Consider the following 25741-nt stretch of genomic DNA (forward strand, 5'->3'; position numbering starts at 1 on the left):
GCGCCCAGCTTCGCGCAGGTTCCTTTCGACCCGCTGCCCCGGCCCTGCGATCACATCACGACGGTCACCTTGTCGGCGGCGCGGGTCAGGCCCGTATAGAGCCACCGGCTGCGATGCTCCCGGAAGGCATAGGACTCGTCGAAGAGCACGAGGTCGTCCCATTGCGAGCCCTGAGCCTTGTGGACCGTCAGCGCATAGCCGTAGGTAAACTCGTCGGACTCGCGCCGCAGCGGGAACGGCACCTCCTCCTCCGTCCCCTCGAAGAAGGCCTTGTGAACCGCCACCTCCACGGATTTGCGGCGCACGTCGTCGTCGGGCACCACGTCCATGCGGATGAAGTCGTTGCGGATGCCGCGCAGGGCCTGGATGCTCCACGTGCCGCCGTTGAGCAGCCCCTTGGTCTTGTCGTTGCGCAGGCACACGAGCTTCTCGCCCGCAGCCGGCATCGGATCGCGATAGCCGTTCAGTTCGCGCAGGCGCGTGTTGTAGAGGCGGCGCGTCTTGTTGAGACCGACCAGCACCTGATCGGCGGCCATGACGGTCGTGGCGTCGATCTCGCGGCGACGGATGATGCGGCTCTCGCCATAGATCCCGGGCTCGAGCCTGCCGCCCTCCCGCACCTTCAGGGACAGATGAACGATCGGGTTGTCCTTGGCCTGCCGGTGGACCTCGGTCAGCATCACGTCCGGCTCGGCTTCCGTGAAGAACCCTCCGCCTTTCACCGGCGGCAATTGCGCCGGATCGCCGAGCACGAGAACCGGCTTGCCGAACGACAGGAGATCGCGCCCCAGCTCCTCGTCGACCATGGAGCACTCGTCGATCACGATGAGGTCGGACTTGGCGGCCTGGCTCTGCCGGTTGATGACGAATTGCGGCCCGTTCTCATCCCCTTCCCGCGAGCGGTAGATCATGGAGTGGATGGTGGACGCATCCGCGCAGCCCTTGTTGCGCAGCACGAGGGCCGCCTTGCCCGTGTAGGCGCCGAAGCTCACCTCTCCGTCCACGCCTTCCGCGACGTGGCGCGCGAGCGTCGTCTTGCCGGTGCCCGCGTAACCGAAGAGACGGAAGACGGGACGATCTCCGCGCCGGAGCCAATCGGCCACGGCTTTCAGAGCGGCATCCTGCTGGGGCGACCAGGTCATGACGATTTCGCCTCGCGGTTCAGATTGTAGAGCAGGCCGACGACGATGCAGGCGCTGCCGAGAAACACATAAGGATCGAGCGGCTCACCATAGAGCTGCCAGCCGACGAAGGCGATCAGGGGAATACGCATGAAGTCGAGCGGCACGACCATGGTGGCATCGCCGCGGCGATACGCGTTGGTCAGGCAGTAATGCGACAGCAGGCCGCCCACGCAGATGCCGATGAACGGCAGGAAATGAGCCGGCGTGACCGCGAGCCAGAAGGCGCGGCCGACGCCGGCGAGGTTCATGGGCAGTTGCAGCAGATTCATGAAGAAGAGGATCGAGAAGGTGCTCTCCGTTCGGGTCAGGCGCTTCGTCATGATGGCGACGAGCGCGAAGGAGAAGGCGACGCCCAGCATCAGAAAACTGGCCGGCTGCAAGGTTTCCAGGCCCGGGCGAAGGATGACGAGAACACCGGCAAAGCCGAGAACCACGGCCACGAAACGCCCTCGGGTCATTCGCTCCTGAAGCAGCGGGATTGCCAGCAGCGCGACCCATGCGGGCGCCGTGAACTCAAGCGCGAACACGGTGGCCAGCGGCAGAAGCGTGAGGCTGAAAGTCCAGCCGTCGGTGCCCGCGAAATGCAGGACGTTGCGCGCGAGATGAAGCGGAAAGCGGCGCGGTTTGAGTCCGGGTCTCAGCTCGGGTCTGATGCCTGCGAGGAGGAGCAGGATCGCAACGCCCGCGAGGTTGCGGACCGCCAGCATTTCGAACACCGAGAAGTCCGGCGCGAGCGCGCGAACGGCGACAGCTGTTGCGGAGAAGGCGAGGAGCGCGCCGGTCATCCAGGCGACGACGGCGATGAGATGGCGATGGGACAAGACGGACCACGGAGAGCTGATTGACCACCCTCGCTTACCGCGCCTCGCGCACCGCGTGAAGGGCCGTGCGGGAGTCAGGTTGCCGCGTCCGCGCCGCGCACGCATGACGTCGAAATCAGCGTCCCTCCTGTCGCAACGTCAGGGCATGCGCGAAGTGATTCTGGAGTCGCGTGACGCATCGACGCGCATCGCCGACACCTGCGCGAGGCATTTTTCGGGGTGGGTCGGCGAAAAAATTTTCAACCGTCGCAAACCATCCTTTCGACGTCTCTTCGACGTGATCGATCCACCTCTTCGAGACGACGCTTCCGACGCGCGATACTGATCGCCACGAGCAGCGGCGGCATCGACCATCGCACATTTAAGACATTGATTTTGAAAGGCTTTATAGTAGCGATCAAAACTAGTCTGATAGAGCCGAAGTGATGCCGAACAGTCCCAAGAAGAGTCTCTCCGAGTCGGCTCGCGCGCCTTCTATCGCGTGCTGAATGTGCAAGTTCAGGGTACTCTCGCGGCCAAAGTATCCACAGAAAAAGTACGAATTCTACTTTCTACACTTTTCGTTAGTCGGAACCCCCTTGGTATAACGACGTTGCCTTGCAAGCGTGACGGTTGCACGCGAAGGCCCTTGAAGGAGGCGGCTATGCCGACAGACAACAAGAACCCGCTGACAGCGTTGTTCACGGGTGACACCGGTGCGACCAGCACCAAGAAGAGAAGCGGAGCCAAGAAAAGCTCCAGCAAGACCAGCGCCAAGAAGGCCAGCACCTCGTCGGCTCGCAAGAGCACGAAGAAGGCCGGCACGAAGACCGCTGCCAAGAAGACCGCTGCCAAGAAGACCTCGACGAGGTCGGCTGCGAAGTCTTCTGCCACGAAGACGGCTGCCAAGAAGACGGCCGCCAAGCGGACCTCGGCCAAGTCGGCCGTGAAGTCCACGGCCAAGAAGACGGCCGCCAAGAAGACCACTGCCAAGAAGACCGCTGCGAAGAAGACTGCTGCGAAGTCGGCTCCCAAGTCGGCTGCCAAGAAGTCCGCTGCTCGCACGTCCACGGCCCGCAAGAGCACCGCTCGCACCTCGTCGGCCCGCTCGACGACGGCTCGCAAGTCCGCTGCTCGCAGCACCGGCCGCAGCACGGCGAAGTCCTCTGCCAAGAAGACCCCCGCCAAGACGACGAAGCGCGCAGCCGCTGCGTCCAGCCGCACTTCCGCAACGAAGAAGTCCGGCAAGGTCGCCAAGCGCTCGACGAGCGCCCGCAAGAGCCCCTCGAAGGCTCGCAAGCGCTAAGCCAAGCATGCTCCCTGCGCCGAGAGAGGGGTCATCCTCGTCACTTGGCGCAAGGGCATAAAAATCGCCCGGTGAGAGCCGGGCGATTTTTCTTTTCAGGGAAGGTTTTCGCCTCAGCGCCCGGTGCTCATCGGGTCGCTTTCGCCCCAATAGGGGGTGGCGTTGTAGTAGCGGTGGACATGCTCCTCCCACTCCCGGTCGTAAGAGGCGTCATGCCCCTCGGCGGTCCGGCGCGGAGCGCCACGCAGTTGGTCTTCCGATAGGTTAAGCTCATAGGCGTCGAGCTCGACGTTGTATTTCAGAACGCTCCAGGGCAGCGTGTAGTATTCCTCGCCCAGACCCATGAAGCCGCCGAAGCTCATGACGGCATAGGCAACCTTGCCGGACCGCTTCTCGATCATGACGCGCTCGATCGTTCCGATCTTCTCGCCATCCGAGCGTCGCACCGGGGTCCCTTCCACCTTGTCGCTGGCGATCAGGTTATGAGTTTCGCGGACGTCACTGCTTTGTACCGTCGTCTCCATTCTCTCGCTCCCTTCATCGGTAAGGTCTAAAGGCAACGCTCCCGCACAGAAGCCGTTCCGGTCGGCGGCCCTGCGCTTTTGCGAGCCATTGCAAGGTTTTGGACCGGGCACGGTTTGGAGCCCGTCTCTCCGGCACAGGCGATTGTCATTCCTGCCCGGGACCCGGGGGAGCGCATCTTTCGACGCGGCGCTTCCGGAGACCTGGATGACCGGACCAAGCGCGGCCATGACGATGGTGGATGCGGCCGACCAAGCTCCATCGTCATGGCGGGCCCCGTGCCGGGCATCCACGTGTTTTGGCGCGTAGTGCATCGCCGCAGCGAGTTGCCTCCAAAGACTCGCCTCGCGGACTTGGACAGCCGCGAAGCGCTGCCATAGGAACCCCGCCATGACGCTCACGTTGACCCTCGCTTTGCCCCCAGGACAACGAAGGAGATTGCCATGCCCGTTCGACAGAAGCCGGTCGAGGAGCAAGTGGTCGTCATCACGGGCGCATCCAGCGGCATCGGCCTCGCGACAGCGCATGACTTCGCCTCGCGCGGCGTCAAAGGCCTCGTGCTGGCGGCCCGCAACGAGGAGGCGCTACGCAAGGTCGCCGATGAGCTCAGCCGGGGCGGCACCCGCGCCACCGCGGTGCCGGCGGACGTGAGCAAGCGCGAGGATCTCGAACGGATCGCCCGCACCGCCATCGACACGTTCGGCGGGTTCGACACCTGGGTGAACGACGCCGCTGTGGCTCTCTACGGGCGCCTCGACAAGATCCCTCTGGAAGATCAGCGGCAGCTGTTCGAGGTGAATTACTGGGGCGTCGTCAACGGATCGCTGATCGCGGCGGAACACCTGCGCCAGCGCGGCGGCACCATCATCAATGTCGGCAGCGTCCTGTCCGAGCGCACCATGATCCTGCAGACACAATACTCGGCCTCGAAGCATGCCGTGAAAGCCTTCACAGACGGGCTGCGCATGGAACTGGAGGAACAGGGTGCGCCGATTGCCGTGACCCTCATCAAGCCCTCCTCCATCGATACGCCCTACGTCGAGCATGCCCGCAATTATCTCGACAAGGAGGCCGCCGTTCCGCCTCCGAGCTACGATCCGCATCTCGTCGCCAAGGCGATCGTCTTCGCGGCGGAGCACCACAGGCGCGAACTCACCATCGGCTTCGGGGGCTGGGTGATCGGCGCCATGGGCAAGGTCGCGCCGCGCCTCCTGGACAAGGCGATGGAGGTGACGGGCTACGGCTCCCAGACGACCCATCAACCCGAACGCCGTCAGATGCGCGACAATCTTTATCGCGCCCGCGAGGACGGCGACATGTATTCGTCCCTGCCTGGCGAGCCGCGCAAGACGAGCCTGCTGCTCGAAGCACAGCTCCACCCCTTCACGACGGCGGCCGTTCTAGCGGGCGTCGGCGCGGCGATCGCAAGCCTCGTGCTTGCGCCGTTCGCGGGCGGCACGCGCCGCACGCCCCGCTCCAAGCGGCCGACGCCACGCTACCAGCCCACCATGCGGCGCAGCGGCAACGGCCACGACAAGCGCACTATGGGGCCCGGCCACATCAGCCAGCGCGGCGCTGGCGAAGGCCGTCCGCAGCCGCGCCACTGACCCCGGCAGCGGAGCGCCGATCGCCCTTCGCCGTGTCACAGCCTCCAGCTCTCTCGTCATGGCCGGGCTCGTCCCGGCCATCCCGATCCGAAAAGCACGGTGCTTCAAGCAATCGGGATCACCGGCAACAAGGCCGGCGATGACGCAGGAGATGAGCCCGAGGGTGACAGCAGAGGCGCATTGGTCGCGCCGAGGCCGGATCCCTTTTCCCGCACGATGAGCTAGCCTTCCCGCATGAATTCGATTCGCTCTCTCGCCTTCCTCGCCGCACTCGCCATCGGCGGCTCATGCCTCGTTCACGACGCTTTCGCCCAGGACAAGGGCGCGCTCGACCCGAAGCCGCTGCCGCCCCTTGCCAATCCCGATGATCCGAAGCTCGCCGCCAAGGAGCTGTTCGGACGCAGCGCGGTCCCGGCGTCTCTTCAACCCCAGTCCATCGGCAGCTATGCGCGCGGTTGCGTGGCCGGCGCCGCGGCCATTCCCGTCGATGGAGAGACGTGGCAGGTGATGCGCCTGTCCCGCAACCGCAACTGGGGTCACCCGCAGCTCGTATCGCTTCTGCAGCGGCTCTCCGCGCGCCTGCCCGACATCAACGGATGGCCCGGCCTTCTCATCGGCGACATGTCGCAGCCGCGCGGCGGGCCGATGATCACGGGCCATGCGTCCCACCAGGTCGGCCTCGACGCGGACGTATGGCTCACGCCCATGCCCGATCGCCGCCTGTCGCGGGTCGAGCGGGAGGAAATGTCCGCCACCAACGTCGTGCGCGACGACTGGCTCGACGTGGACCCTGCGGTCTGGACGCCGCAGCACACGGCACTCATCCGCGCGGCCGCGCAGGAGAAGAGCGTGGCGCGCATCTTCGTGAATCCGGCCATCAAGAAGGCGCTCTGCCGCGAGGCCGGGGAGGATCGGGGATGGCTGAGGAAGGTGCGCCCCATGTGGGGCCACAATTATCACTTCCACATCCGGATCGCGTGCCCGGCCGGAGACGCCGCCTGCTCCGATCAGGATCCGCCGCCGGGCGGCGACGGATGCGGGGCGGATCTCGCCGCCTGGTTCACCCCCGCGATGCTGCATCCGAAGCCCGGCAAGCCGCGCCCACCCCTGACGATGGCGCAGCTCCCCGAGCAATGCCGCGGAGTCCTTGCGGCGCCCTGAGAAGTCCGGAGACGATCAGGTCCTCAGGGCCCTCAGCTATTCGGCCGCGACGCCCGTGCCGATCTGGCAGGCCACGCCCGTGCCGCCGAGGCCGCAATAGCCGTTCGGATTCTTGGCCAGATATTGCTGGTGGTAATCCTCGGCGAAGTAGAACGGCCCGGCGTCCAGGATCTCGGTGGTGACCGGTCCGTAGCCGCGCGCCGCGAGGGCTTCCGCATAGGCCGCCTTCGAGGCTTCGGCGGCGTTGCGCTGGGCCTCGTCGAAGACATAGATCCCCGAACGGTACTGCGTGCCCACATCGTTGCCCTGGCGCATGCCCTGGGTCGGATCGTGGTTCTCCCAGAAGGTCTTCAGCAGCGTCTCATACGACGTTTTCTTCGGATCGAAGACCACGAGCACCACCTCGTTGTGCCCGGTCATGCCGGTGCACACCTCCTCGTAGGTGGGATTGGGCGTGATGCCGGCGGAATAGCCCACGGCCGTCACCCAGACGCCGTCACCCATCTGCCAGAACTTGCGCTCGGCGCCCCAGAAGCAGCCCAGCCCGAACAGCGCCTTCCCCATGCCTTCGGGGTAAGGCGGCTTCAGGGGGCGGCCATTGACGAAATGGGTCTCGGCGGTGGGAAGCGGCGCCGCGCGGCCCGGCAGGGCCTGGTCGGGCGTGGGAATGTCGAGGGGTTTTTGGAAGCGGAACATGGAGGCCTCTCTTGTGACCTGCCTAATGTAAGCCTTCCCCGCCCCCGACGGGAGGGGCCCGCCCCTCCCCTTGCCGCGTGTGGATCAGCGGCCCGCGAAATAGCCGATGGGCTCGAGCGGCTTCTGGCCGAGCCAGAGCAGCAGGACGCCGACGAGGAAGCCCGTGACCGAGGCGGGAAGCTGGAGAAGGTGACTGACGATGGGATCCCACAGCCAGGGGTAGGTGCGCGCCGCCACCTGCCCCTCAAAGCCCGCCGCGCCGTCCGGGAACAGGGTTCCCGCAGCGTTCGCGATGGAGACGAAGGACACGGTGTGATTGACGATCGACCGCGTTCCATCGATCACAAGACCGATGAAGCCGCCCGCGACCAGCAGAAGCCCGAGACTACGCGCCAGGAATTTCACAAAGAGCCCCCATAAACATAGGGGGATTATCTAGAGCGTTTTTCGAGTGCCGCAAAGTCACCCTGCAGAAACTTTCTTCACTTCGGTCTTGCCTTCCGCACCGTTTTGGAGCTACAGGAGCGCTCCGCAGAGATGCAGGGAATCCCCGGTTCGCACAGGATGCGAACAAGGTTTCGACCTTGGGAGGGTTCCACGTCGGAGGGGTGGCCGAGTGGTTGAAGGCGCACGCCTGGAAAGTGTGTATACGGGAAACCGTATCGCGGGTTCGAATCCCGCTCCCTCCGCCATTTTCTGCCGCTGACCGGGAACGGTTACCCCGGACCCGTACGGCACCCGCTCCCAGCGCTTCAAGACATCAGCGATCCCTCGCCCGAGGCCGAAAGGCCGCGGCGCTCCGCCCGGATGGCGCCTCTAGAAGAGGGTTTCTCCTGCGATCAGGCCCAGAATGAGGAAGATGACGAAGATGGCGATCGCGAGGAAGAACAGCCACTTCGCAATCGTTGCCGCACCGGCTGCGATGCCCGTGAACCCGAGCAGGCCTGCGACGATCGCGACGACGAAAAAGATCAAAGCCCATTTCAGCATGGCACGGCGACTCCTATCACCCACGGGATGAAACAAACCTCCATCGGCGGAATCGGTTCCAGATCAGGGAGCCCCGCTCCGTCGTTCGCCTCACCCTGAAGCGGCCGCTGCCACCGAAGGCGCGGTCACGCCGCCGAGGATCAGCGACGTCAACGCGGTGATGGGCTCCGGCCGGCCGAGCAGGTAGCCTTGAGCCTCGCCGCACCCTTCCTGGCCGAGGAAGCTGAGTTCCTCGGCGGTCTCCACGCCTTCGGCGATCACGGGAAGTCCCAGGCCTCGTCCAAGACCGAGCACGGCGCGCACGATGGCGGCGGCCTGCGGCTTCGTATGGACCGATTGAATGAAGGACCGGTCGATCTTGATCTTGTCGAAGGGAAAGAGCTGCAGGTTCGACAGCGACGAATAGCCGGTCCCGAAATCATCCATGGCGATGTTCACGCCGAGCGCCTTGAGCTTCTGCAGAACCAGCAGCGCGCGGTTCGGATCGCGGATGAGAGCCGATTCCGTAATCTCGATCTCCAGCCGATCGGGCGGCAATCCGGTTTCGTCGAGAATCGTCCGGACCGTCTGGAAGAAGCCGTCGCTGCCCAATTGCAGGGGCGACACGTTGACGGCGATGCTGAGCGGCCGCTGCCAGCCCGCCGCTTCCCGGCAGGCCTGGCGCAGGACCCATTCGCCGATCTGGAGGATCAGCCCGCTTTCCTCGGCGATCGGAATGAAGACCGACGGCGGCACGAGGCCGCGACCGGGATGGTGCCAGCGCAGCAGAACCTCGAAGCCGAGAACCTCTCCGGTTTCGATCTGCGCCTGAGGCTGGTACACGAGTTTCAGCTCGCCCTTGGCGATGGCCTTGCGCAGATCGTTCTCGATGCTGCGACGCTCCCGGATCTGCGCCCCCATGGCGGCCTCGAAGAAGCGGTACGTGCCCTTCCCTTCGAGCTTCGCGCGATACAGGGCGGTGTCGGCACTGGAGAGGAGCTCCGTACGGTCCGGTGCATCGGACGGGTAGACCGCAATGCCGATGCTGACGGAGATCAGGCCCGTCGGCGTTCTCGACGGATCCGCGTTCTTGAGGCTCGCCAAGAGCCTCTCGGCCAGGGCCTCGACCTGGGCCGGGTCCGTGACGTGAGGAGCGATGATGGCGAACTCGTCACCGCCCAGCCGGGCCAGCATGTCATCCTCGGCAAGCGAAGCGGAGAACAGTTCGGCGGTGTCCTGGAGCAACCGGTCTCCGGCCGCGTGGCCATAAAGATCGTTCACCTCCTTGAAGCCATCGAGATCCAGGCACAGGAGGGCCAGTTTCTGTCCGGTTCTCTGATGCAGTTTGATTTCACGGTCCAGCCGCTGTTCGAAGCTCGACCGGTTGCTGAGCCCGGTCAGCGGATCGTGATGCGCCAGATAGCGGATCTGAGCCTCCGCGTTCCTGCGGTCGCGCAGGTCGCGAAACGCCACGACGTTGTGCAGGCGCCCATTATAGGAGATCTGATGGGCGATCAGCTCGACCGGAACGAGATCGCCCTCGCCGTTCGAGAGATCGCTCTCGACGGCCTGGCCCATGGCGTTGAAAAGCGCCTTGCGCTTCTCGGCGTCGGGCACGCAGGCGCTCAGCGTCTTCCCGCAGATCTGCTCGGGCGTCAGATTCGCGAGCCGGGCAAAGCTCCGGTTGACGGAGACGATGGTTTCGCCGTCGCAGAGAACGAGCCCCTCGACCGCCGCGTCGGTGAGATCCCGCATCCGCTCCATTTCGAGTGCGGCGCGCCGGCGCTCCCGCAGGTCGAGGCTCAGCGCGGCGCAGGCGAGGAGAAGAATGCCTAAGCTGACGGCGGCCACTCCAACGGCCAGCCAGTGGGGCGGAATAGCCAGAGGCGAAAGCTCGATCGTGCTGTCGGGCATGATGGAAGCAGCCGCCATGGCCGTGAAATGATGGAGACAGATCGCCAGCGTCAGGAGCAATCCGCCCGAAAGCTTCCACAGCGCCGCATCGCCTCTGAGGCCCACCGGCACTGCGAGGCCCGCGAAGAGCGAGCCCAGGACGATGGACATGGCGACCAAGGTCCAGTCCCACGAGACGGTGCCGGCGACATCGAAGGCTGCCATCCCCGTGAAATGCATGCCGCCGATCCCGAAGCCGACGAGCGCGCCCCCGAGCCACGCTACGCCTTTGACGCCCGGCACGAAAGCGATGCGAAAGCCGATGCCCGTGACGATGACGGCGACGAACAGCGACAGAATGGTCAAGGGGACATCGTAGGCAGCCGGCACGGAGGGAGAGAAGGCCAGCATGGCGATGAAATGCGTGGACCAGATTCCGAAGCCGGTCGAAACAGCGGCGACACCGAGCCACAGGCTGTGCCGGGAGCCCTCCGACCGCCGGACATGATGCAGGAGATGGATGGCGGTGAGCGATGCAAGGCCACACACCAAGGCTGCGAGAGCAACGAGGCGCAGATCGTGGTCTGAGACGATGCACGTATAGACCGTCAGCATAGCAAACCCATGTCTCCCTTCGCCCGAGCAACCACGGCGCTCGGCGGGTTACCCGAAGGCTTAGATCCAGGTTGAAATTCGGGGGACATACCGGGTTCGCACCGGTATGGCGGAGCGGCATCATGCCGTGAACCGCCATCGTCTGGACGGCGTTCACCCCGCCATTGCGGCTATAGCACGAGCTATCCGGAAATCCTGCCTCGACGTTGCCAGATCAATCGAAGTCACCTTTCCTCGGGCATTTCTTTATGAGGATGGTTAACGTCAGAGCCGCGCCCCCCCAGCCGCCGCAAGCCATCGGCACAGTCAGGCTCGGCCTTCGAGCTCGAAGCCGCCCATCATTCGGCGAGCCTGGAACGATCAATTGCCGGTTTCCGGCGTTAAGGCCATGCCCTGTCCTCCGAAAGTGCAGGAGTAAGGCCTGATGACCGACGCGCAGACAGCCTCCTACGCCAGGCGTGCGCCCGAGGGTGCCCCGCCGGAGCCTCGGGTCGGGCCCGAACCTCCCCAGGAGGCCGCGCCCCCAACGGACGAGGGCAAGCGCCGCCCCTGGCTGCGGCGGGGCCTCCTCATCCTCGGGCCTCTGGTGGTCGCGGTGGCCGCTCTCGCATTCTATCTCTCGGGCGGGCGATACGTCTCGGAGGAGAACGCCTATGTTCAGGCCGCAACGGTGTCGATCTTGCCCCAGGTGACAGGGCTCGTGGCCCAGATCTCGGTGCGCAACAATCAGCGGGTCAAGGAGGGAGACCTGCTCTTCACCATCGACCAGGAACCCTACCGCATCGCCCTGGCGGGCGCACGGGCTCAGCTCGGCGTGACCCGCGATCAGCTGGCCGGAATGACCGAGACCTATCGCAGCCGGCAGGCGCAGGTCGCGCAGGCGCAGGCCAATCTGGAATACGCCCAGTCCGAGTTCGACCGCATCAACGATCTCGTGCGACGGGGCGTATCAGCACAGGCGCAGCTCGACGAAGCCCAGCGCAACCTGTCAGTCGCGAAGGCTGCCCTCGCGACGGCGCGGGAGGAGGCGGCGACGGTCCTCGCGCAGCTCGGCGGCGATGGAGACGAGCCTCTGGAGCGGAGGCCGCAATATCAGCAGGCGCAAGCCAATGTGGACACCGCAGCGCGCAACCTGCGGCTGACCGAGGTGCACGCGCCCTTCGCCGGCATCGTGACCAATGTCGACGCCATTCAGGTGGGCATGTTTCTCAACCCCGGACAGCAGGCGATCAGCCTGGTTTCCGCCACGTCCGTTTGGGTCGAGGCCAACATCAAGGAAACCGACCTGACGAATGTGCGCGTCGGCAACCCGGTGAGCATCGAAGTGGATGCCTATCCGGACGTCACGTTCCAGGGGCGCGTCCAGAGCATCAATCCCGCGAGCGGCGCGACCTTCGCGCTGCTGCCTCCGCAGAACGCGAGCGGCAACTGGGTGAAGGTGGTCCAGCGCATTCCAGTGCAGATCAGCGTGCAGCAGGCTGACGACGGCCCTCAGCTGCGTGCGGGCATGAGCGCCACCGTGTCGATCGATACCGGCCAGGAGCGCTCCCTCTCCGGATTGTGGCGCGACCTGTGGCAAAACCTGTAGGGATGGGCCATGACCGACACGGCAGCGCCCGCACCATCCGCCGCCGCCTCCGCCGGCGGCAACCGGGCTGCGATCACCGCCTGCGTCATGCTGGCCGCCCTCATGCAGGCGCTCGACACCACGATCGCCAATGTCGCCCTGCCCTACATGCAGGGCAGCCTGTCGGCGACCCAGGATCAGATCAACTGGGTGCTTACGTCCTACATCGTCGCAGCCGCCATCGTGACCCCGGCCACCGGTTTCCTGGAGAACCGCCTCGGGCGAAGGCGGCTGTTCCTGATTTCGGTGGCAGGCTTCGTTTCCACGTCCGTCCTGTGCGGCGCGGCGCAGTCGCTCGACCAGATGATCCTGTTCCGGCTGCTGCAGGGAATCTTCGGCGCACCCATGGTGCCGCTGGCGCAGGCAGTGCTTCTCGACACCTATCCGATCGAGCGGCGGGGCCAGGCCATGGCGATCTTCGGGCTCGGCGTGATGCTGGGGCCGATCATCGGCCCCTCGCTGGGCGGCTGGCTGACGGAAGTCTATAACTGGCGCTGGACCTTCTACGTGAACCTGCCCGTCGGCCTCCTGACTGTCGCGGGCCTCTACGTCTTCCTGCCCGAGCCGCCGCGCGCCGAGCCGCAACCCTTCGACCTGTTCGGATTCGCGATGCTGAGTCTCGCCATCGGGTCGTTGCAGATGTTCCTCGACCGGGGCGAGCAGATCGACTGGTTCGAAGCCACCGAAATCTGGATCGAGGCGACGCTGGCGGGACTGGCCGCCTACATGTTCGTGGTGCATCTCGCCACGGCGCGGCGGCCGTTTCTGGAGCCCCGCATGTTTCGAGACCGGAATTTCGTCGTCGGTCAGCTCCTGATCTTCTGCATCGGCGCGATTCTGCTCGCCACGCTGGCGCTTCTGACGCCCTATCTCGAGCGCCTCATGAATTATCCCGTGATGACCGCGGGCCTCGTGCTCGCGCCGCGCGGGATCGGCACCATGGTCGCCATGGTGCTCGTGGGCCAGCTCATCCGTTATCTCGATGCCCGCTGGCTCATCGTCGGCGGGCTGATCCTGACCGCTTTCGCATTATACGAAATGTCCGGTTTCACACCGGACGTCTCGCAGGGCGCGATCATCCGGACCGGCATGGTCCAGGGCTTCGGCCTCGGGCTCGTCTTCGTACCGCTGAGCACGCTGACGTTCACGACCCTCGCCCCTGCCCTGCGCACCCAGGGGACCGCGTTCTTCAGCCTGATGCGCAACATCGGGTCGAGCATCGGCATCAGCTTCACCACCTTCCTGCTCACGCGCAACATGACGATCATGCACGCGGAGCTCGTCGCGAACCTCACGCCGTTCAGCCCCGGCGTGCGTGAATACGGCCCGCTGCTTCACCTTCAGACGCCCGCGGGCCGCGCCAGCCTCGACAGCATGGTGCAGTTCCAGGCGTCGAGCATCGCCTATGCGAACAACTTCCTGCTGATGATGTACGCCGCCATCGTCATCATCCCGCTCGTCTTCCTGATGCGGAAAAATCCCACGGGCCGAGGGAGCGAAGGGCCCCGCAGAGCGTGAATCGCTCAATCCCGCCTGAAGATGACGTTGGCGAGCCACCCGAAGAAGAGTGCGATCGCGGCGGTAGCGAGGCCATAGAGCAGCGACCAGTCCCGGGCGATGACGCCGACCTGTTCCTCGAAGCCGGTCTTCACCAGCTCGAAATCGGTATGGGTCCGGGCGAGAATGACCGTGTCGGCGAAGAGCGTGACATCGACCTCGTAATTGCCCGGCGGCGCGGTCGCCGGCAGCGGGACGCCGGCGCGGAAGATGTCGGGCGTGAGAAACGTCACCCCGCGCTCTTCCTCCAGATAAAGTCCCTCCTGAGCCTTGAGGCGGTAAAGCGCCTCGCGAAAGGGCTTGTCCGTGCCGTCCGGCGAGAACGTGAAATCGTTGGCGTTGACGATGGCCTGCAGGCCGATCTTCTGGCGCTGGCGCAGCTGATCGCTCGTGATCTCCGCAATCGGTCCGGAGCTCAGCACGCTGACATAGGCCGGAACCGAAGGAAATTTCTGTTGGTCCCGGTTGATCCAGATCGGCCCGAGCCGCTCGCGTTCGCGCACGGTCAGAAACTGCCGCGGCCCGCGCACCGTGACGACCACGTCGTAGCCCGTAGCGCGCGCGACCGTCTGGGCGTCGCGCTCGATGGCTCCGAACACCGCGATCTGCGTGCCGGTGTAGTTCGAGCTGATGAGGACCCGATGGCTCGACAGCGACGTGACCAGGGTCTCGGCCTCGGCGGGGATCAGGCTCCAGAGGAGCGGCAGGAGGAAGCCGAGCGCCCTCATGAGCGCACCTCCTGCACGGTGATGGAGAAAGGCTCCTCCGGATGCAGCACCAGCTCGAGCCCGAAGCGCAGGCCGACGGCGAGCAGCAGGATCGCGAGAAGAAAGCGGAACATGTCCGCGCGCAGGTGGCGCCCCATGCGCGCGCCGAACTGCGCTCCGAACACGCCGCCGACGATGAGCAGGATCGCCAGCACCATGTCGACCGCCTGGTTCGAGATCGCGTGCAGAACGAGGGCGACGAGGGTGGTGCAGACGATCTGGAACTGGGAGGTGCCCACGACCACGTTGGTGGGCACGCGGAAGATGTAGAGCAGCGCCGGCACCACGATGAAGCCGCCGCCGATGCCGAGCAGCGCGCCGGCAAAGCCGATGAACAGCGACAGCAGCAGGATCGGGATCACGCTGACATAGAGCTTGGAGCGGTAAAAGCGCATCCGCAGCGGCCAGCCGAGATAGGCCGCATGCTCGCCCGCCTGGCGCCGCAGGCGCACGCTGCCGCCTTTGCGCTTGTGCCAGAACTCGCGGATGCTCTCTTTCAGCATCAGGCTGCCGACGACCGTGAACAGGGTCACGTAGGAGACGACGATGACCAGATCGAGCTGGCCGGCCCGGCGGGCGGCGGCGAAGAACCAGACGCCGAGCGCCGAGCCGACGAAGCCGCCGGCCACCAGGATGGCGCCGAGCTTGTGATCCAGCGCGTTGCGGCGCAGCGCGCCGAGCACGCTGGTGGTGGAGGAGGCGACGATCTGGGCCGATTGGGTGGCCACGGCCACGGCGGGGGGAATGCCGAGGAAGATCAGGAGCGGGGTCATCAGGAACCCGCCGCCGATGCCGAACAGCCCGGAGATGAAACCCACCGCTGCGCTCATCCCTAAGATAAGCAGGATGCTCACCGGCATCTCGGCGATCGGGAGGTATAAGGTCACGGTCTTCCTTGTTTCAGCTCTAGAGGTCTTTCGCGACGCTTGCGGTCATCGTCCGTGCCGTTCGACTTATGCCTGAGGAGAGGAGCATCCGGGGCGAAAGATCGACCGCTCCGGATGCCCGCGTCGTCTGATCACGAATGCCGCATCACGCGGAGGTGTACAGATCGGCCCGGAAATACTCCTTCGGATCGAGCGGGTTCGCCACTCGGCCGAAATCCTTGAACATCTCGTTCATCTTCGTGAGCCAGCCGGCAGCGGTCCCGTCCTTGGTCTGGGCATTGAGTTCCGCAGTGGTGAGGAACTTGGAGTTCTTTGCTTCCACCGCCAGCTTGTCGGCCGGGATGCTGATGAATTTCGAGGTGATCTCGATGGCCTTGTCCAGGTTGCTCGCCCTGTAGTCGTTGGCTTTCTTCAGAACGGCGATGACCTTCTTCGTCAGATCGTCGGCGACCTCGTTCCTCGCGACGAAGGCGCTCGGGAAGGCGAGCTGGGGATAGAAATCGCCGTTCTTGGCGAGTTCGTTCAGGTCGGGCACGCGGTCCTTGATGACGTCCACGAGCGGATACCAGATGCCGGCAGCATCGATCTGCTTGCTGGCGAAGGCTGCGACGACCGTGCTGGGATCCATGCGGACGAGTTCGACGTCGTCGGTCGTCATCTTCTGCTTCTGCAGCGCCAGACGCAGGAGCATGTCGCCGGACGTTCCCTCGGGCACGCCGACCTTCTTGCCCTTCAGATCGGCGATGGTCTTGATGCCGGCCTGGGCGATGACGCGGTCGCTGAATCCGAGCGTGTTGATCGAGATCACCTTGGCGCGGCCGCTGGCCGGCAGCCACAGGGCGCCCGGGCCGATATAGCCGAAATCGAGGCTTCCGGCGCCGAGGGCCTGAATCTGAATCGGCCCGTTGGTGAAGACCTTCAGGTCCGGCGTCAGGCCCTGCTGGGACCAGAGATCCTGATCGTTGGCGATGGCCGCGAGGCTGGCTCCGTTGAAATCGGCGATGTATCCCATGCGCACGGTCTCGGCCGCGAGAGCCTGCCTCGGGCGTCCGCTCCAGAGCACGGCGGCCGAGACGCCGGCGGCTGCGATGAACTTGCGGCGTGATAGGCTGGTCATGTCCCTCTTTCCTCCTTCATTATACGTTTGTGTCCGCCGTCATCGCCGGCTGGTGATAAACGGCATGCCATACGCGGTTGCGGATGGCAGCGAATTCCGGCGAGAGCCGGATCTCCTCGGTGCGCGGATAGGGCAGATCGACGGGAATGATCTCGTAGAGCCGACTGGGACGCGCAGCCATGACGATGACCCTGTTCGCGAGATACACGGCCTCGTCGACATCATGGGTGATGAACATGATCGTCCGGCGCTCGCGGCTCCAGGTTTGGAGCAGCTGATCCTGCATCTGGACGCGGGTCAGCGCGTCCAGCGCGCCGAACGGCTCATCCATCAGAAGGATCGTCGGATTGACCGCGTAGGCGCGCGCGATGGCGCAGCGCTGCCGCATGCCGCCCGACAGGGTCTTGGGAAGGGCATCGGCAAAACGCTCGAGTCCGACCAACTCGATGAAGCGGTCTGCGATCTCCCGCCGCTCCCTCGACCCCTTCTTAGCGATGCGCAGCCCGAACTCGACGTTCTCCCTGACCGTCAGCCAGGGGAACAGCGCGTATTGCTGAAAGATGACGCCTCGCTCCGGCCCGGGGCCGCGAACCTCGCGTCCGTCCACGAGAACCTCGCCGCTGCTGGGTTCGACGAGACCGGCGGCAATGTTCAGGGCCGTGGACTTGCCGCAGCCCGACGGTCCGACGACCGTCACGAACTCGCCGTCCGCGACATCCAGCGACAGCCGGTCGAGCGCCAGGAACGATCCTCCGGCAAGGTCGAACCGGCGCGACACGTTCCTGAAAGAGATCTTGCTGTTCATAGTCTCTCCTGCCACTGGGTGAGACGCTTCTCCACGCCGAGGAGAAGACGATCCATGAGGAGGCCGAGCACTCCGATCGTCACGAGGCTGACGAAGATCGTCGGCAGATCGTAGAAGAGCTGCGCCTGCTGCATGCGAAAGCCGAGCCCCGATTGCGCGGCGATCAGCTCCGCCGCGACGACGGTCGCCCATGCCGATCCGAGGCCGATGCGCATGCCCACGAGAATGAAGGGCGTCGATGCCGGAATGATGACGCGCCTGAAGATCGTCGCGTCGCTGGCGCCGAGCACGCGGGCGGCGTTGATGAGGGTCTTGTCGACGCTTACCACGCCCTGATAGGTGGCGACGACGCTGGACAGGAACGACGCGAGAAAGATCACGAACACCTTCGGCGTTTCACCAATGCCCATCGTGACGATCGCGAGCGGGATCACCGCCAGCGGCGGGATCATCCGGAAGAACTGGACGAAGGGCTCGATCAGGCCGCGCGCGATCTTGTACCACCCCATCAGGAAGCCGACGGGAACGGCAAGCAGGACGCCGAGGGCGAAGCCGGTCAGAACCCGCTGGAGGCTGGCGAACAGATCCTTCGGGAGTTGCCCGCTGGACAGAAGCTCTCCCGCGCGGCCGAGCACCTGCAGCGGCCCGGGCAGGACGACCTTGCCGAACGTGACGAGCGCGCCCCAGGCGAGAATTCCGCAGCACACGGCCACTATGTTCAACATCAGCATCGTCGGCGGCATGAGCCGCCGGACGGGCCGGGGCCGCGGCAGGCCTTTCATCGTTCTGCTCATCACGTGCCTCCTCCCCGGCAGGCAAAAATCATTTTTGTTTCCAACGTGGCGTCCTGCGTATCCAGGAGTGGTTGCAACCGGCGCCGGCGTGCTGCCTCAAGGCCATTGCGACCACCCTGCGTCGGATTGTTCATTGTGCCGCATATGGAATTTCCGAAAGCCGACGGGCGTATCGTTCGAGTTCCTCGCGTCCCTTATTCAGAATGGCGATGTTTCTCTGGACATGACCCGCCTCGTCGGTGAGCGGGTATGCAGCCTCGGCGATGCTGAGAATATGGAGCCATTCACCGCCCGGGCCTCGCACGCTCGTGGCGAAGCGGCGCACGCCGCGCCGGTTGCCCTCGATGTCGTATTCGACGCCCTGCGGATCGGTGGCCTCGATGATCCTGCGCGCCTCGCCGGACGTGACGAGTTCGTGCTGGATCCCGGTGCGATAGAACGCGTCGATGTCGAAACGGCGCTCGACCTCCGCCCACCCGAGACCGCTGAGGTAGAGCCGGGACAGGGAGTCGAGCTCGTTCATGCCACGCCGATAGCCGGTGCGCGCACGAATCCGCACCGACAGCTCGGCATGCTCCTCCTTGTGATACCACTCGAACTCGTTGCCCCGCACGATGATGGCTTCACACGACTGCTTCGTTTCCTGCACGATCGACGAAACGACCTTGGCGAGGGCCTCGGAATATTCGGGAGGAAGCCCGATCAGCTTCCGGAACACGAGATTGCAGCGATAGCGCTTGGAGCTGTCGCGGAAAATATAGCCGCTGTCCTCCAGGGTCTTGATGATCCGGTGCAGCGTCGCACCGGAAATGCCGCACGCATCCGCAATCTGGGCCTGGGTGAAGGCCTCGCCAGGGCTACCTGCAAAGAACTCCAGGACGCTCAGCGTTCTGCGGACTGGCTCGGACATGCGACGGGAACATCTTCCAAATGTGGTTGATTAGTTTTCATATATGAAGTATCAGCAGGGGTCAAGAAACGTCCTTTGAGCCGCGGAGCCCGATTTGCGGCCGCCGATCGGACGGCGCTTCCGCCGCAACAGGCCCTGAAGGTTGCAAGCCATGTCCCGCCAAGACCGCAAGGCGAACGCCGCTGACCTGATGCCTCTAAGCCTGCAGAGGGCAACCGGCTCGCCTCGGCGCTTTCGCCGCCCCGCTCTCCCTCTCATCTCGTGACCGCCAACCTGCAACGCCGTGGACCACACCATGCGACCCAACATTCTCTTCATCATGTCCGACGATCACGCGGCGCGCGCGATCTCGAGCTACGGCCAGAGCCTGAACCACACGCCGAATATCGACAGGCTCGCCGCAGAGGGCATGCGACTCGACCGCTGCTACGTGACGAACTCGATCTGCACGCCGAGCCGAGCCGCGATTCTCACCGGCACCTACAACCACGTGAACGCCGTCACGACGCTCGACACCCACATCGACAACCGCCTGCCCAACGTCGCCAAGCACCTGCGCGCCTCCGGCTATCAGACCGGCATCTTCGGGAAATGGCATCTCGGGGAAGGCCCCGCCCACGAACCGACCGGCTTCGACCAATGGTCCGTCGTGCCGGGCCAGGGAGCCTATTTCGATCCGGTGATGATCGAGATGGGGCAGCGGCGCACCGAACACGGCTATGTGACGGACATCATCACCGACAAATGCCTCGACTTTCTCCGCAGCCGCGACACGCAGCGGCCCTTCTTCCTGATGTGTCACCACAAGGCGCCGCACCGGAATTTCGCGCCGCATCCGAAACATCGCTCACTCTGGGCCGATGAGGACCTGCCGATTCCGGAAACTTTCACGGACGACTACGCGAACCGCGCAGCAGCAGCGGCAGCCGCGAAGATGCGGATCCGCCAGGACATGACCTACGACGATCTAGGCCTCGTCCAGCCGGAAGGCGGGTCAGAAGTCGGCGAGCTCATTCTGGAGGGCTGGACCGGCCGCAAGGTTCCCGATCTCAAGGAGGGGGAAGAACTCACCCTGATCGATGCGGAGACCGGCCGGAGCTTTACTTTCCGCGACCCGAAAGCGCTCGCCGAGTTCAAGTATCAGCGCTACATCAAGCGCTATCTTCGCACCGTCGCATCCATCGACGAGAATGTCGGCCGATTGCTGGATTATCTCGACGAAACCGGCCTGGCCGATAACACGATCGTCATCTACACATCGGATCAGGGCTTCTTCCTGGGCGAGCACGGCTGGTTCGACAAGCGGTTCATGTACGAGGAATCGCTTCAGATGCCCTTCCTCGTCCGCTACCCGAAAGGCATCCCGGCAGGCTCCATCTCGAAACAGATCGCCACGAACGTCGATTTCGCCCCCACCTTCCTCGATTACGCGGGCGTGCGCATTCCGAGCTACGTGCAGGGCACGAGCCTGAGGCCGCTCTTCGAGCAGGCCACCGGCCCAGACTGGCAGGATGTCGCGTATCATCGCTACTGGATGCATAAGGACGAGTTCCACAACGCCTATGCCCATTACGGGGTGCGCGACGCACGCTACAAACTGATCTACTGGTACAATGATCCGCTCGGCCAGGAAGGCGCCCACGGGCCCAGCGAACCGCCGGAATGGGAACTGTTCGACTGCGACGAGGACCCGTTCGAGCTTTACAACCGCGCTGACGATCCCGCCTATGCGGAGGTGTTCGAGCGGATGCTGGAAAAGCTGGATGCCGAGATGGCGGACATCGGCGACATTCCCGTCCATGACAGCGCGGCCGTCCTGCGGAGCCGGAGGTAGGATCCGTTGTCGTGCTGCAGCAGCCTGCCACGGCGCGATGCGGGGACGCTTTCCCATGCCCCATCCATCGCGGTCGGGAAAGGAGATGGAGCGCCATCCGCGCCCCGCATCCCGTTTCCGCCCGCTCCATCGTCCGTCGGCACGAAAAGGCCGGTTATCGGCGAGGACGGCGAAGGGCCGCCCCGCAAGATCACGCTCCGCGGCTTCTGCCTGGAAGCCCACGCGGTAACGAATGCTCGGTTCGCGGCCTTCGTGGCGGCGACCGGGTATGTCACGGAGGCGGAACGCTTCGGCTGGTCGACGGTCTTCCGCGGCCTTCTGCCCACGGACGCTTTCTATCCGCCGTCGCGAGGACCGACCCCCTGGTGGGTCAAGGCGGACGGAGCCTGCTGGAACGCTCCCGAAGGCCCAGGATCCTCCTTCGAGGATCGGGGCGACCATCCCGTCGTGCATGTCTCCTGGGCCGACGCCAAGGCTTTCGCGGAATGGTGCGGCGGACGTCTGCCGAGCGAGGCGGAATGGGAGCACGCGGCGCGCGGCGGGCTCGATGACCCTCGGTTTCCATGGGGCGACGAGGAGCCCACGGACGAGCGGATCTTCTGCAACATCTGGCAGGGCCGCTTTCCCGATGTGAACACGCAAGCCGACGGCTATCTCGGGACGTGCCCGGTGACGGCCTTCGCGCCGAACGGCGCAGGCCTCTACAACATGGCCGGGAACGTCTGGGAATGGACGAGCGACTCTTTCAAGGTCCGCTCCCTCTCGGGCCAAGCCAAGCGGCGAAACGCCGTCGCGCTGAAGGACAGGGAGAAGGTTCTGAAGGGCGGATCCTTCTTGTGCCATTACACCTATTGCTATCGCTATCGGGTCGCCGCCCGCATTCCGCTCACTCCGGATTCGGCCGCGAGCAATGTGGGCTTTCGCGTCGCCTACGACCTGTGACGGCGCGCCCGAACGATCATGCCGCTCCCGTCCCGAGGCTTCGGGCGGGGTAGCGCAGGGTCGGATCGAAGGGGTTGAGCTGACGGCCGATCTCGCGCGACTCCTTCTGCAGCAGCGCGACCACCAGCGGCAGACGCTCGCCCTCCAGGCGGTTGGAGAGCGTTCCGATGCTCAACGCCGCCACGGCCCGCCCCTCCGAGTCGAGGATGGGTACGCCGACGCCGGCCATTCCGGGAATGAGGCCCGTGTTGAGGCTGGCGAACCCCGTCTTTCGCACGGTCTCGATCTCCATCCGCAGTCCCACTTCGTCGAAGCCGCCCCGGTCGAGCAGGCGCGGGACGTTGAAGCGGATGATCGTCTCGCGCTCGTCCTCCGGCAGATAGGACAGAATGGCGAGGCTACCCTGCCCGATCCCGAGCGGCACCTTGCCGCCGATGTCGCCCGTGAAGGTGCGGATCGGGAACGGGCCCTCCACGCGATCCAGGCAAACGGCGTCGAATCCGTTGCGGACTAGAAGAAAGACGCTGTCGCTCAGGGTCGATGACAGGCGCAGGAGCGCCGGCCGCGCCATGCCGCGCAAGCCGCCGGCATGTCCGGCCCTTGCGGCCAGCACGAAGAAATCGAGGGCGAGCCGATACCGGCGGCTTGCCTCGACCTGTTCGACGAACCCTTCCGCCATCAGAGCCTTCAGAGCGCGATGGGCGCTGGGCTGGCTGAGCCCGCTTTCACCGGCGATGTCCGTCAGGCGCATGCCCTGAGGATCCCCGCCCCCCAGAACCTTCAGGAGATTCAGCGAACGCCTCAATCCGGATACAGTATCTTCCGTCAAGTGAAATTCCTCAGCTTCTTTGCGACTCACTTTTACGTACACTGAAATAAATATCAAAAAAATTTCATCCTGTGGAACCGATGTGTTGACTTGCTCCGGCGCATGGCCGTGACTTGGGCCCGGCATAGCGCTGAAAGGGACTGCGGTCGGAGGCGCTGCAAGGATCGGAGGGTTGTATGGCGTTCCTGACGCTCGAAGGGGTTTCCAAGGAATTCGGCCCGTTCACCGCCGTGCGCGATTTCAATCTGGGAATCGACAAGGGCGAGTTCGTTTCCCTTCTCGGCCCCTCGGGCTGCGGAAAGACGACGACGCTGCAGATGATCGCCGGGTTGGTCGAGCCGACCCATGGGCGGATCTCGCTCGACGGCCGCGACATCACTCACGAAAAACCCAACCGCCGCGGCCTGGGCGTGGTCTTCCAGAGCTACGCCCTCTTTCCTCACATGACGGTCGCGCAGAACGTCGCCTTCGGCCTCGAAATGCGGCGGGTGCCGCAGGCCGAACGCGCGGAGCGCGTGCGCGATGCGCTCGCGCTGGTGCAGTTGTCCTCCTTCGCCGATCGCTTCCCCCGCCAGTTGTCGGGAGGCCAGAGACAGCGCGTCGCCATCGCCCGGGCCCTCGTCATCGCACCGCCCGTCCTGCTGCTGGACGAGCCTCTTTCCAATCTCGACGCCAAACTGCGGGAGGAGATGCAGTTCGAGCTGCGGCGGATTCAGCGCAAGGTCGGCACGACGACCATCATGGTCACCCACGACCAGGCCGAAGCCCTGTCCATCAGCGACCGCGTCGTCGTCATGGAAGCCGGACGAATGACGCAGGTGGATGCGCCTTACCGCCTCTACGAGCAGCCTTCGAACGCCTTCATCTCGTCCTTCGTCGGCAAGACCAACCTCGTTGCCGGAACCATGCGCCGCAGCGGCGCATCCGCCGCCGTGGACGTCGACGGCTTTCTTCTGGAGGTCGCTGCGCCGGACATCGCGGCCGGCGCGCCGGTCACGCTGTCGATCCGCCCCGAGAAGATCCTGCTCGGCGCGGCCGGCGCGGGCCGCCTCGACGGCCGCATCGCCAGCCGCTTCTTCCTCGGCAGCCAGTGGCTCTTCACGGTCGAGACCCCTCTCGGCACGATGACCGTCTCCACGCCCAACCAGGGTGGCGAGCCGCCCCAGGAGGGCGCCCCTGTCGGCCTCGACTGGGCACCCGCCAATCTGCGCATCATGCCCGGCAGCAGCGCCGCGGCCGCCTGAGGTGCCACAATGACGAGGCGCTCCTCTTTCATATCCGCTCCGTGGCTGCTCGCAGGTCCCGGCGCTCTGTTCTTCACAGGTCTCGTCCTGCTGCCGCTGGCGCTGACCGTGATCCTGTCGTTTCACGCCTACGATTATTCCACGGGCATCCAGAACAGCTTCACACTGTCCCATTACATCGCCGTCGTCACGGACGAGTATTATCTCAGCGTCTTCTGGAGAACCCTGCGGATCGCGCTCCTGACGACAATCATCTGCGCCGTGATCGGGGTTCCCGAATCCTACATCCTGTCGCGGATGCGCGACCCGTGGCGGTCGATCTTCCTTCTCGTCATCATCGGCCCGCTGCTCGTCTCGGTCGTCGTGCGCACGTTCGGGTGGAGCATGCTGCTCGGCTCGCAGGGGCTCGTCAATCAGGCGCTCGGGGCGCTCGGATTCGCGCCGGCCAAGATCCTCTACACCGAAACCGCCATCGTCATCGCCCTCGTCCACGTGATGCTGCCGTTCATGGTCATCCCCGTCTGGACGGCCCTGCAGAAGCTCGATCCCATGGTCGAAGCCGCGGCCTGGACCCTCGGCGCCTCGCGCTTCACGGCGCTTCGCCGGATCGTTCTGCCCCAGGTCTCGCTCGGCATGCTGTCCGGCAGCCTCATCGTGTTCGGATTGTCGGCAAGCGCCTTCGCCGTTCCAGCCCTGCTCGGCGGGCGCCGTCTCAAGATGGCGGCGACGCTCGTCTATGACGAATACCTGCAGGAGCTGAACTGGCCCCTGGGAGCCACGATCGCGATCATCGTGCTCGTCGCGAACCTCTGCATCATGCTGGCCTACAACCGCATGGTCGAAGCTCGCGCGCGCCGGACACTCGGGTGATCCCCATGCACAAGAACGGTCCCGTCGCCCTCCTCTTTCACACGCTCGTGGTGGCTTTCGTCCTGGCCCCGCTCGTCGTCATCTGCCTGGTCGCGTTCACGCCCGAGAACACCTTGAGCCTGCCGACGACGGGCCTGTCGCTGCGCTGGTTCAAGGCCATCTTCGACCATCCGGATTTCGTGACCTCGTTCTGGAACAGCATCTGGCTCGCGACCTTCTCAGCGACGCTGGCGGTCGCGCTCGCCGTACCGGCGGGGCTGGCGATCAGCCGCTACGCGTTCCCGGGCAGAGACTTCCTGAACGCCCTCTTCCTGTCGCCGCTGATCATCCCCCATCTCGTGCTCGGCGTCGCCTTCCTGCGTCTCTTCGCGCTCATCGGCGCGACAGGCAGCTTCTCGTGGCTCGTCGCGACGCACATCATCATCGTGACGCCCTACGTGCTGCGCCTCGTGCTCGCCGCGCTGTCGGGTCTCGACCGCAGCGCCGAACAGGCGGCCCTGACGCTCGGCGCGAACCAGTGGACGACGTTCCGCCGCATCACCGCTCCGATGATCCTGCCGGGCATCACGGGCGGCTGGCTGCTCGCCTTCATCAACAGCTTCGACGAGCTCACCATGTCGATCTTCGTCACGTCGCCGGCGACCGTCACGCTGCCCGTGCGCATGTACATGTACGCGACGGAATCCATCGATCCCATGATGGCCGCCGTCTCGGCTCTTATGATCGCCCTGACCGCCACCGCGATGATCGTACTCGACCGCGCATTCGGTCTGGACCGCATTCTCGTCGGACAGCGCTGAAGGTA

24 protein-coding genes and 1 tRNA gene are annotated in these 25741 nt (G+C 64.9%); 10 read left to right on the top strand and 15 right to left on the bottom strand.

All coding sequences use genetic code 11. The features are described from left to right. Positions 1 to 50: 50 nt before the first annotated feature. The 4 genes from ACS5Q0_RS11560 to ACS5Q0_RS11575 all read right to left on the bottom strand — a co-directional run bounded on the left by ACS5Q0_RS11560 (position 51) and on the right by ACS5Q0_RS11575 (position 3814). The gene (locus ACS5Q0_RS11560) at positions 51 to 1142 is read right to left on the bottom strand and encodes an ATP-dependent DNA helicase (protein WP_473126777.1); all 1092 of its coding nucleotides are present in this window, start codon (positions 1140 to 1142) and stop codon (positions 51 to 53) included. Further along, positions 1139 to 2005 (bottom strand): DMT family transporter, encoded by an 867-nt coding sequence (locus ACS5Q0_RS11565; protein ID WP_473126778.1) that lies wholly within the window; start codon positions 2003 to 2005, stop codon positions 1139 to 1141. The genes ACS5Q0_RS11560 and ACS5Q0_RS11565 overlap by 4 nt, the downstream gene beginning before the upstream one ends. Positions 2006 to 2503: 498 nt before the next feature. Continuing rightward, positions 2504 to 3262 (bottom strand): hypothetical protein, encoded by a 759-nt coding sequence (locus ACS5Q0_RS11570; RefSeq protein ID WP_473126779.1) that lies wholly within the window; start codon positions 3260 to 3262, stop codon positions 2504 to 2506. 141 nt (positions 3263 to 3403) lie between these two features. Next, on the bottom strand, positions 3404 to 3814 hold the full coding sequence (locus ACS5Q0_RS11575; RefSeq protein ID WP_473126780.1) for a PRC-barrel domain-containing protein: 411 nt from the start codon (positions 3812 to 3814) through the stop codon (positions 3404 to 3406). Positions 3815 to 4255: 441 nt separating this feature from the next. On the opposite strand from ACS5Q0_RS11575, the gene ACS5Q0_RS11580 reads away from it, so the two are divergent. Together ACS5Q0_RS11580 and mepA are read left to right on the top strand one after the other, a co-directional pair. Continuing rightward, positions 4256 to 5419, top strand: coding sequence for an SDR family oxidoreductase (locus ACS5Q0_RS11580; protein WP_473126781.1), 1164 nt, complete (start codon positions 4256 to 4258; stop codon positions 5417 to 5419). Between the two features lie 234 nt (positions 5420 to 5653). Further along, positions 5654 to 6580 carry a penicillin-insensitive murein endopeptidase gene (gene mepA, locus ACS5Q0_RS11585; protein ID WP_473126782.1) on the top strand — a complete coding sequence of 309 codons (927 nt, stop codon included), beginning with the start codon at positions 5654 to 5656 and terminating at the stop codon, positions 6578 to 6580. 36 nt (positions 6581 to 6616) lie between these two features. On the opposite strand, the gene msrA is transcribed toward mepA, so the two are convergent. Then, positions 6617 to 7276 (bottom strand): peptide-methionine (S)-S-oxide reductase MsrA, encoded by a 660-nt coding sequence (gene msrA, locus ACS5Q0_RS11590; RefSeq protein ID WP_473126783.1) that lies wholly within the window; start codon positions 7274 to 7276, stop codon positions 6617 to 6619. Positions 7277 to 7360: 84 nt separating this feature from the next. Continuing rightward, complete coding sequence (locus ACS5Q0_RS11595; RefSeq protein ID WP_473126784.1) at positions 7361 to 7681, bottom strand: PetM family of cytochrome b6f complex subunit 7; 321 nt, start codon at positions 7679 to 7681, stop codon at positions 7361 to 7363. A 197-nt stretch (positions 7682 to 7878) separates the two neighbouring features. On the opposite strand from ACS5Q0_RS11595, the gene ACS5Q0_RS11600 reads away from it, so the two are divergent. Beyond that, positions 7879 to 7968: transfer RNA gene (locus ACS5Q0_RS11600), tRNA-Ser, on the top strand. 124 nt (positions 7969 to 8092) lie between these two features. Here ACS5Q0_RS11600 and ACS5Q0_RS11605 read toward each other — a convergent pair. Together ACS5Q0_RS11605 and ACS5Q0_RS11610 are read right to left on the bottom strand one after the other, a co-directional pair. Then, on the bottom strand, positions 8093 to 8266 hold the full coding sequence (locus tag ACS5Q0_RS11605; protein ID WP_473126785.1) for a DUF1328 domain-containing protein: 174 nt from the start codon (positions 8264 to 8266) through the stop codon (positions 8093 to 8095). 90 nt (positions 8267 to 8356) lie between these two features. After that, the gene (locus ACS5Q0_RS11610) at positions 8357 to 10753 is read right to left on the bottom strand and encodes a bifunctional diguanylate cyclase/phosphodiesterase (protein ID WP_473126786.1); all 2397 of its coding nucleotides are present in this window, start codon (positions 10751 to 10753) and stop codon (positions 8357 to 8359) included. Positions 10754 to 11177: 424 nt separating this feature from the next. Here ACS5Q0_RS11610 and ACS5Q0_RS11615 point away from each other — a divergent pair, with 424 nt between their 5' ends. Continuing rightward, complete coding sequence (locus ACS5Q0_RS11615; protein WP_473126787.1) at positions 11178 to 12341, top strand: HlyD family secretion protein; 1164 nt, start codon at positions 11178 to 11180, stop codon at positions 12339 to 12341. 9 nt (positions 12342 to 12350) lie between these two features. Beyond that, a complete protein-coding gene (locus ACS5Q0_RS11620) occupies positions 12351 to 13898 on the top strand; it encodes a DHA2 family efflux MFS transporter permease subunit (RefSeq protein WP_473126788.1) in 1548 nt (515 codons plus the stop codon). Positions 13899 to 13903: 5 nt separating this feature from the next. On the opposite strand, the gene ACS5Q0_RS11625 is transcribed toward ACS5Q0_RS11620, so the two are convergent. From ACS5Q0_RS11625 to ACS5Q0_RS11650, 6 genes are all read right to left on the bottom strand, one after another. Continuing rightward, positions 13904 to 14665, bottom strand: a complete 762-nt coding sequence (locus ACS5Q0_RS11625) for a TIGR02186 family protein (RefSeq protein WP_473126789.1) — start codon at positions 14663 to 14665, stop codon at positions 13904 to 13906. Continuing rightward, positions 14662 to 15591 carry a sulfite exporter TauE/SafE family protein gene (locus ACS5Q0_RS11630; protein ID WP_473126790.1) on the bottom strand — a complete coding sequence of 310 codons (930 nt, stop codon included), beginning with the start codon at positions 15589 to 15591 and terminating at the stop codon, positions 14662 to 14664. The genes ACS5Q0_RS11625 and ACS5Q0_RS11630 overlap by 4 nt, the downstream gene beginning before the upstream one ends. Before the next feature lie 145 nt (positions 15592 to 15736). Next, positions 15737 to 16708 (bottom strand): aliphatic sulfonate ABC transporter substrate-binding protein, encoded by a 972-nt coding sequence (locus ACS5Q0_RS11635; RefSeq protein ID WP_473126791.1) that lies wholly within the window; start codon positions 16706 to 16708, stop codon positions 15737 to 15739. A 19-nt stretch (positions 16709 to 16727) separates the two neighbouring features. Beyond that, positions 16728 to 17513: an ABC transporter ATP-binding protein gene (locus ACS5Q0_RS11640; RefSeq protein WP_473126792.1), complete on the bottom strand. Its 786-nt coding sequence runs from the start codon at positions 17511 to 17513 to the stop codon at positions 16728 to 16730. Beyond that, positions 17510 to 18256: an ABC transporter permease gene (locus tag ACS5Q0_RS11645; protein ID WP_473126828.1), complete on the bottom strand. Its 747-nt coding sequence runs from the start codon at positions 18254 to 18256 to the stop codon at positions 17510 to 17512. Before ACS5Q0_RS11645 ends, ACS5Q0_RS11640 begins: the two co-directional genes overlap by 4 nt. A 181-nt stretch (positions 18257 to 18437) precedes the next feature. Then, a complete protein-coding gene (locus ACS5Q0_RS11650; protein WP_473126793.1) occupies positions 18438 to 19217 on the bottom strand; it encodes a helix-turn-helix domain-containing protein in 780 nt (259 codons plus the stop codon). A gap of 295 nt (positions 19218 to 19512) precedes the next feature. Between ACS5Q0_RS11650 and ACS5Q0_RS11655 the strand changes: the two genes are divergently transcribed. Beyond that, positions 19513 to 21051 carry a sulfatase family protein gene (locus ACS5Q0_RS11655; protein WP_473126794.1) on the top strand — a complete coding sequence of 513 codons (1539 nt, stop codon included), beginning with the start codon at positions 19513 to 19515 and terminating at the stop codon, positions 21049 to 21051. 6 nt (positions 21052 to 21057) lie between these two features. Further along, complete coding sequence (locus ACS5Q0_RS11660; protein WP_473126795.1) at positions 21058 to 21993, top strand: formylglycine-generating enzyme family protein; 936 nt, start codon at positions 21058 to 21060, stop codon at positions 21991 to 21993. 16 nt (positions 21994 to 22009) lie between these two features. Here the strand turns inward: ACS5Q0_RS11660 and ACS5Q0_RS11665 are convergent, their stop codons facing one another. Beyond that, positions 22010 to 22822: an IclR family transcriptional regulator gene (locus ACS5Q0_RS11665; protein ID WP_473126796.1), complete on the bottom strand. Its 813-nt coding sequence runs from the start codon at positions 22820 to 22822 to the stop codon at positions 22010 to 22012. A gap of 176 nt (positions 22823 to 22998) precedes the next feature. Here ACS5Q0_RS11665 and ACS5Q0_RS11670 point away from each other — a divergent pair, with 176 nt between their 5' ends. The 3 genes from ACS5Q0_RS11670 to ACS5Q0_RS11680 are packed head-to-tail and all read left to right on the top strand — an operon-like array spanning position 22999 to position 25736. Next, entirely contained in the window at positions 22999 to 24066 is a 1068-nt protein-coding gene (locus ACS5Q0_RS11670) for an ABC transporter ATP-binding protein (protein ID WP_473126797.1), read from the top strand. 9 nt (positions 24067 to 24075) lie between these two features. Beyond that, positions 24076 to 24936, top strand: a complete 861-nt coding sequence (locus ACS5Q0_RS11675; RefSeq protein WP_473126798.1) for an ABC transporter permease — start codon at positions 24076 to 24078, stop codon at positions 24934 to 24936. A 5-nt stretch (positions 24937 to 24941) separates the two neighbouring features. After that, positions 24942 to 25736 (top strand): ABC transporter permease, encoded by a 795-nt coding sequence (locus ACS5Q0_RS11680; protein ID WP_473126799.1) that lies wholly within the window; start codon positions 24942 to 24944, stop codon positions 25734 to 25736. Positions 25737 to 25741: the final 5 nt, after the last annotated feature.

The organism is Microvirga sp. HS2, from assembly GCF_055792805.1.

Bases quoted from the DNA above. Each gene is read 5' to 3' on its own strand.
- ACS5Q0_RS11620 (WP_473126788.1), top strand. From the start codon at position 12,351: ATGACCGACACGGCAGCGCCCGCACCATCCGCCGCCGCCTCCGCCGGC.
- ACS5Q0_RS11635 (WP_473126791.1), bottom strand. From the start codon at position 16,708: ATGACCAGCCTATCACGCCGCAAGTTCATCGCAGCCGCCGGCGTCTCG.
- ACS5Q0_RS11610 (WP_473126786.1), bottom strand. From the start codon at position 10,753: ATGCTGACGGTCTATACGTGCATCGTCTCAGACCACGATCTGCGCCTC.
- ACS5Q0_RS11640 (WP_473126792.1), bottom strand. From the start codon at position 17,513: ATGAACAGCAAGATCTCTTTCAGGAACGTGTCGCGCCGGTTCGACCTT.
- ACS5Q0_RS11575 (WP_473126780.1), bottom strand. From the start codon at position 3,814: ATGGAGACGACGGTACAAAGCAGTGACGTCCGCGAAACTCATAACCTG.
- ACS5Q0_RS11645 (WP_473126828.1), bottom strand. From the start codon at position 18,256: ATGCCGCCGACGATGCTGATGTTGAACATAGTGGCCGTGTGCTGCGGA.
- ACS5Q0_RS11605 (WP_473126785.1), bottom strand. From the start codon at position 8,266: ATGCTGAAATGGGCTTTGATCTTTTTCGTCGTCGCGATCGTCGCAGGC.
- ACS5Q0_RS11670 (WP_473126797.1), top strand. From the start codon at position 22,999: ATGGCGTTCCTGACGCTCGAAGGGGTTTCCAAGGAATTCGGCCCGTTC.
- ACS5Q0_RS11655 (WP_473126794.1), top strand. From the start codon at position 19,513: ATGCGACCCAACATTCTCTTCATCATGTCCGACGATCACGCGGCGCGC.
- ACS5Q0_RS11615 (WP_473126787.1), top strand. From the start codon at position 11,178: ATGACCGACGCGCAGACAGCCTCCTACGCCAGGCGTGCGCCCGAGGGT.
- msrA (WP_473126783.1), bottom strand. From the start codon at position 7,276: ATGTTCCGCTTCCAAAAACCCCTCGACATTCCCACGCCCGACCAGGCC.
- ACS5Q0_RS11560 (WP_473126777.1), bottom strand. From the start codon at position 1,142: ATGACCTGGTCGCCCCAGCAGGATGCCGCTCTGAAAGCCGTGGCCGAT.
- ACS5Q0_RS11625 (WP_473126789.1), bottom strand. From the start codon at position 14,665: ATGAGGGCGCTCGGCTTCCTCCTGCCGCTCCTCTGGAGCCTGATCCCC.
- mepA (WP_473126782.1), top strand. From the start codon at position 5,654: ATGAATTCGATTCGCTCTCTCGCCTTCCTCGCCGCACTCGCCATCGGC.
- ACS5Q0_RS11675 (WP_473126798.1), top strand. From the start codon at position 24,076: ATGACGAGGCGCTCCTCTTTCATATCCGCTCCGTGGCTGCTCGCAGGT.
- ACS5Q0_RS11680 (WP_473126799.1), top strand. From the start codon at position 24,942: ATGCACAAGAACGGTCCCGTCGCCCTCCTCTTTCACACGCTCGTGGTG.
- ACS5Q0_RS11650 (WP_473126793.1), bottom strand. From the start codon at position 19,217: ATGTCCGAGCCAGTCCGCAGAACGCTGAGCGTCCTGGAGTTCTTTGCA.
- ACS5Q0_RS11580 (WP_473126781.1), top strand. From the start codon at position 4,256: ATGCCCGTTCGACAGAAGCCGGTCGAGGAGCAAGTGGTCGTCATCACG.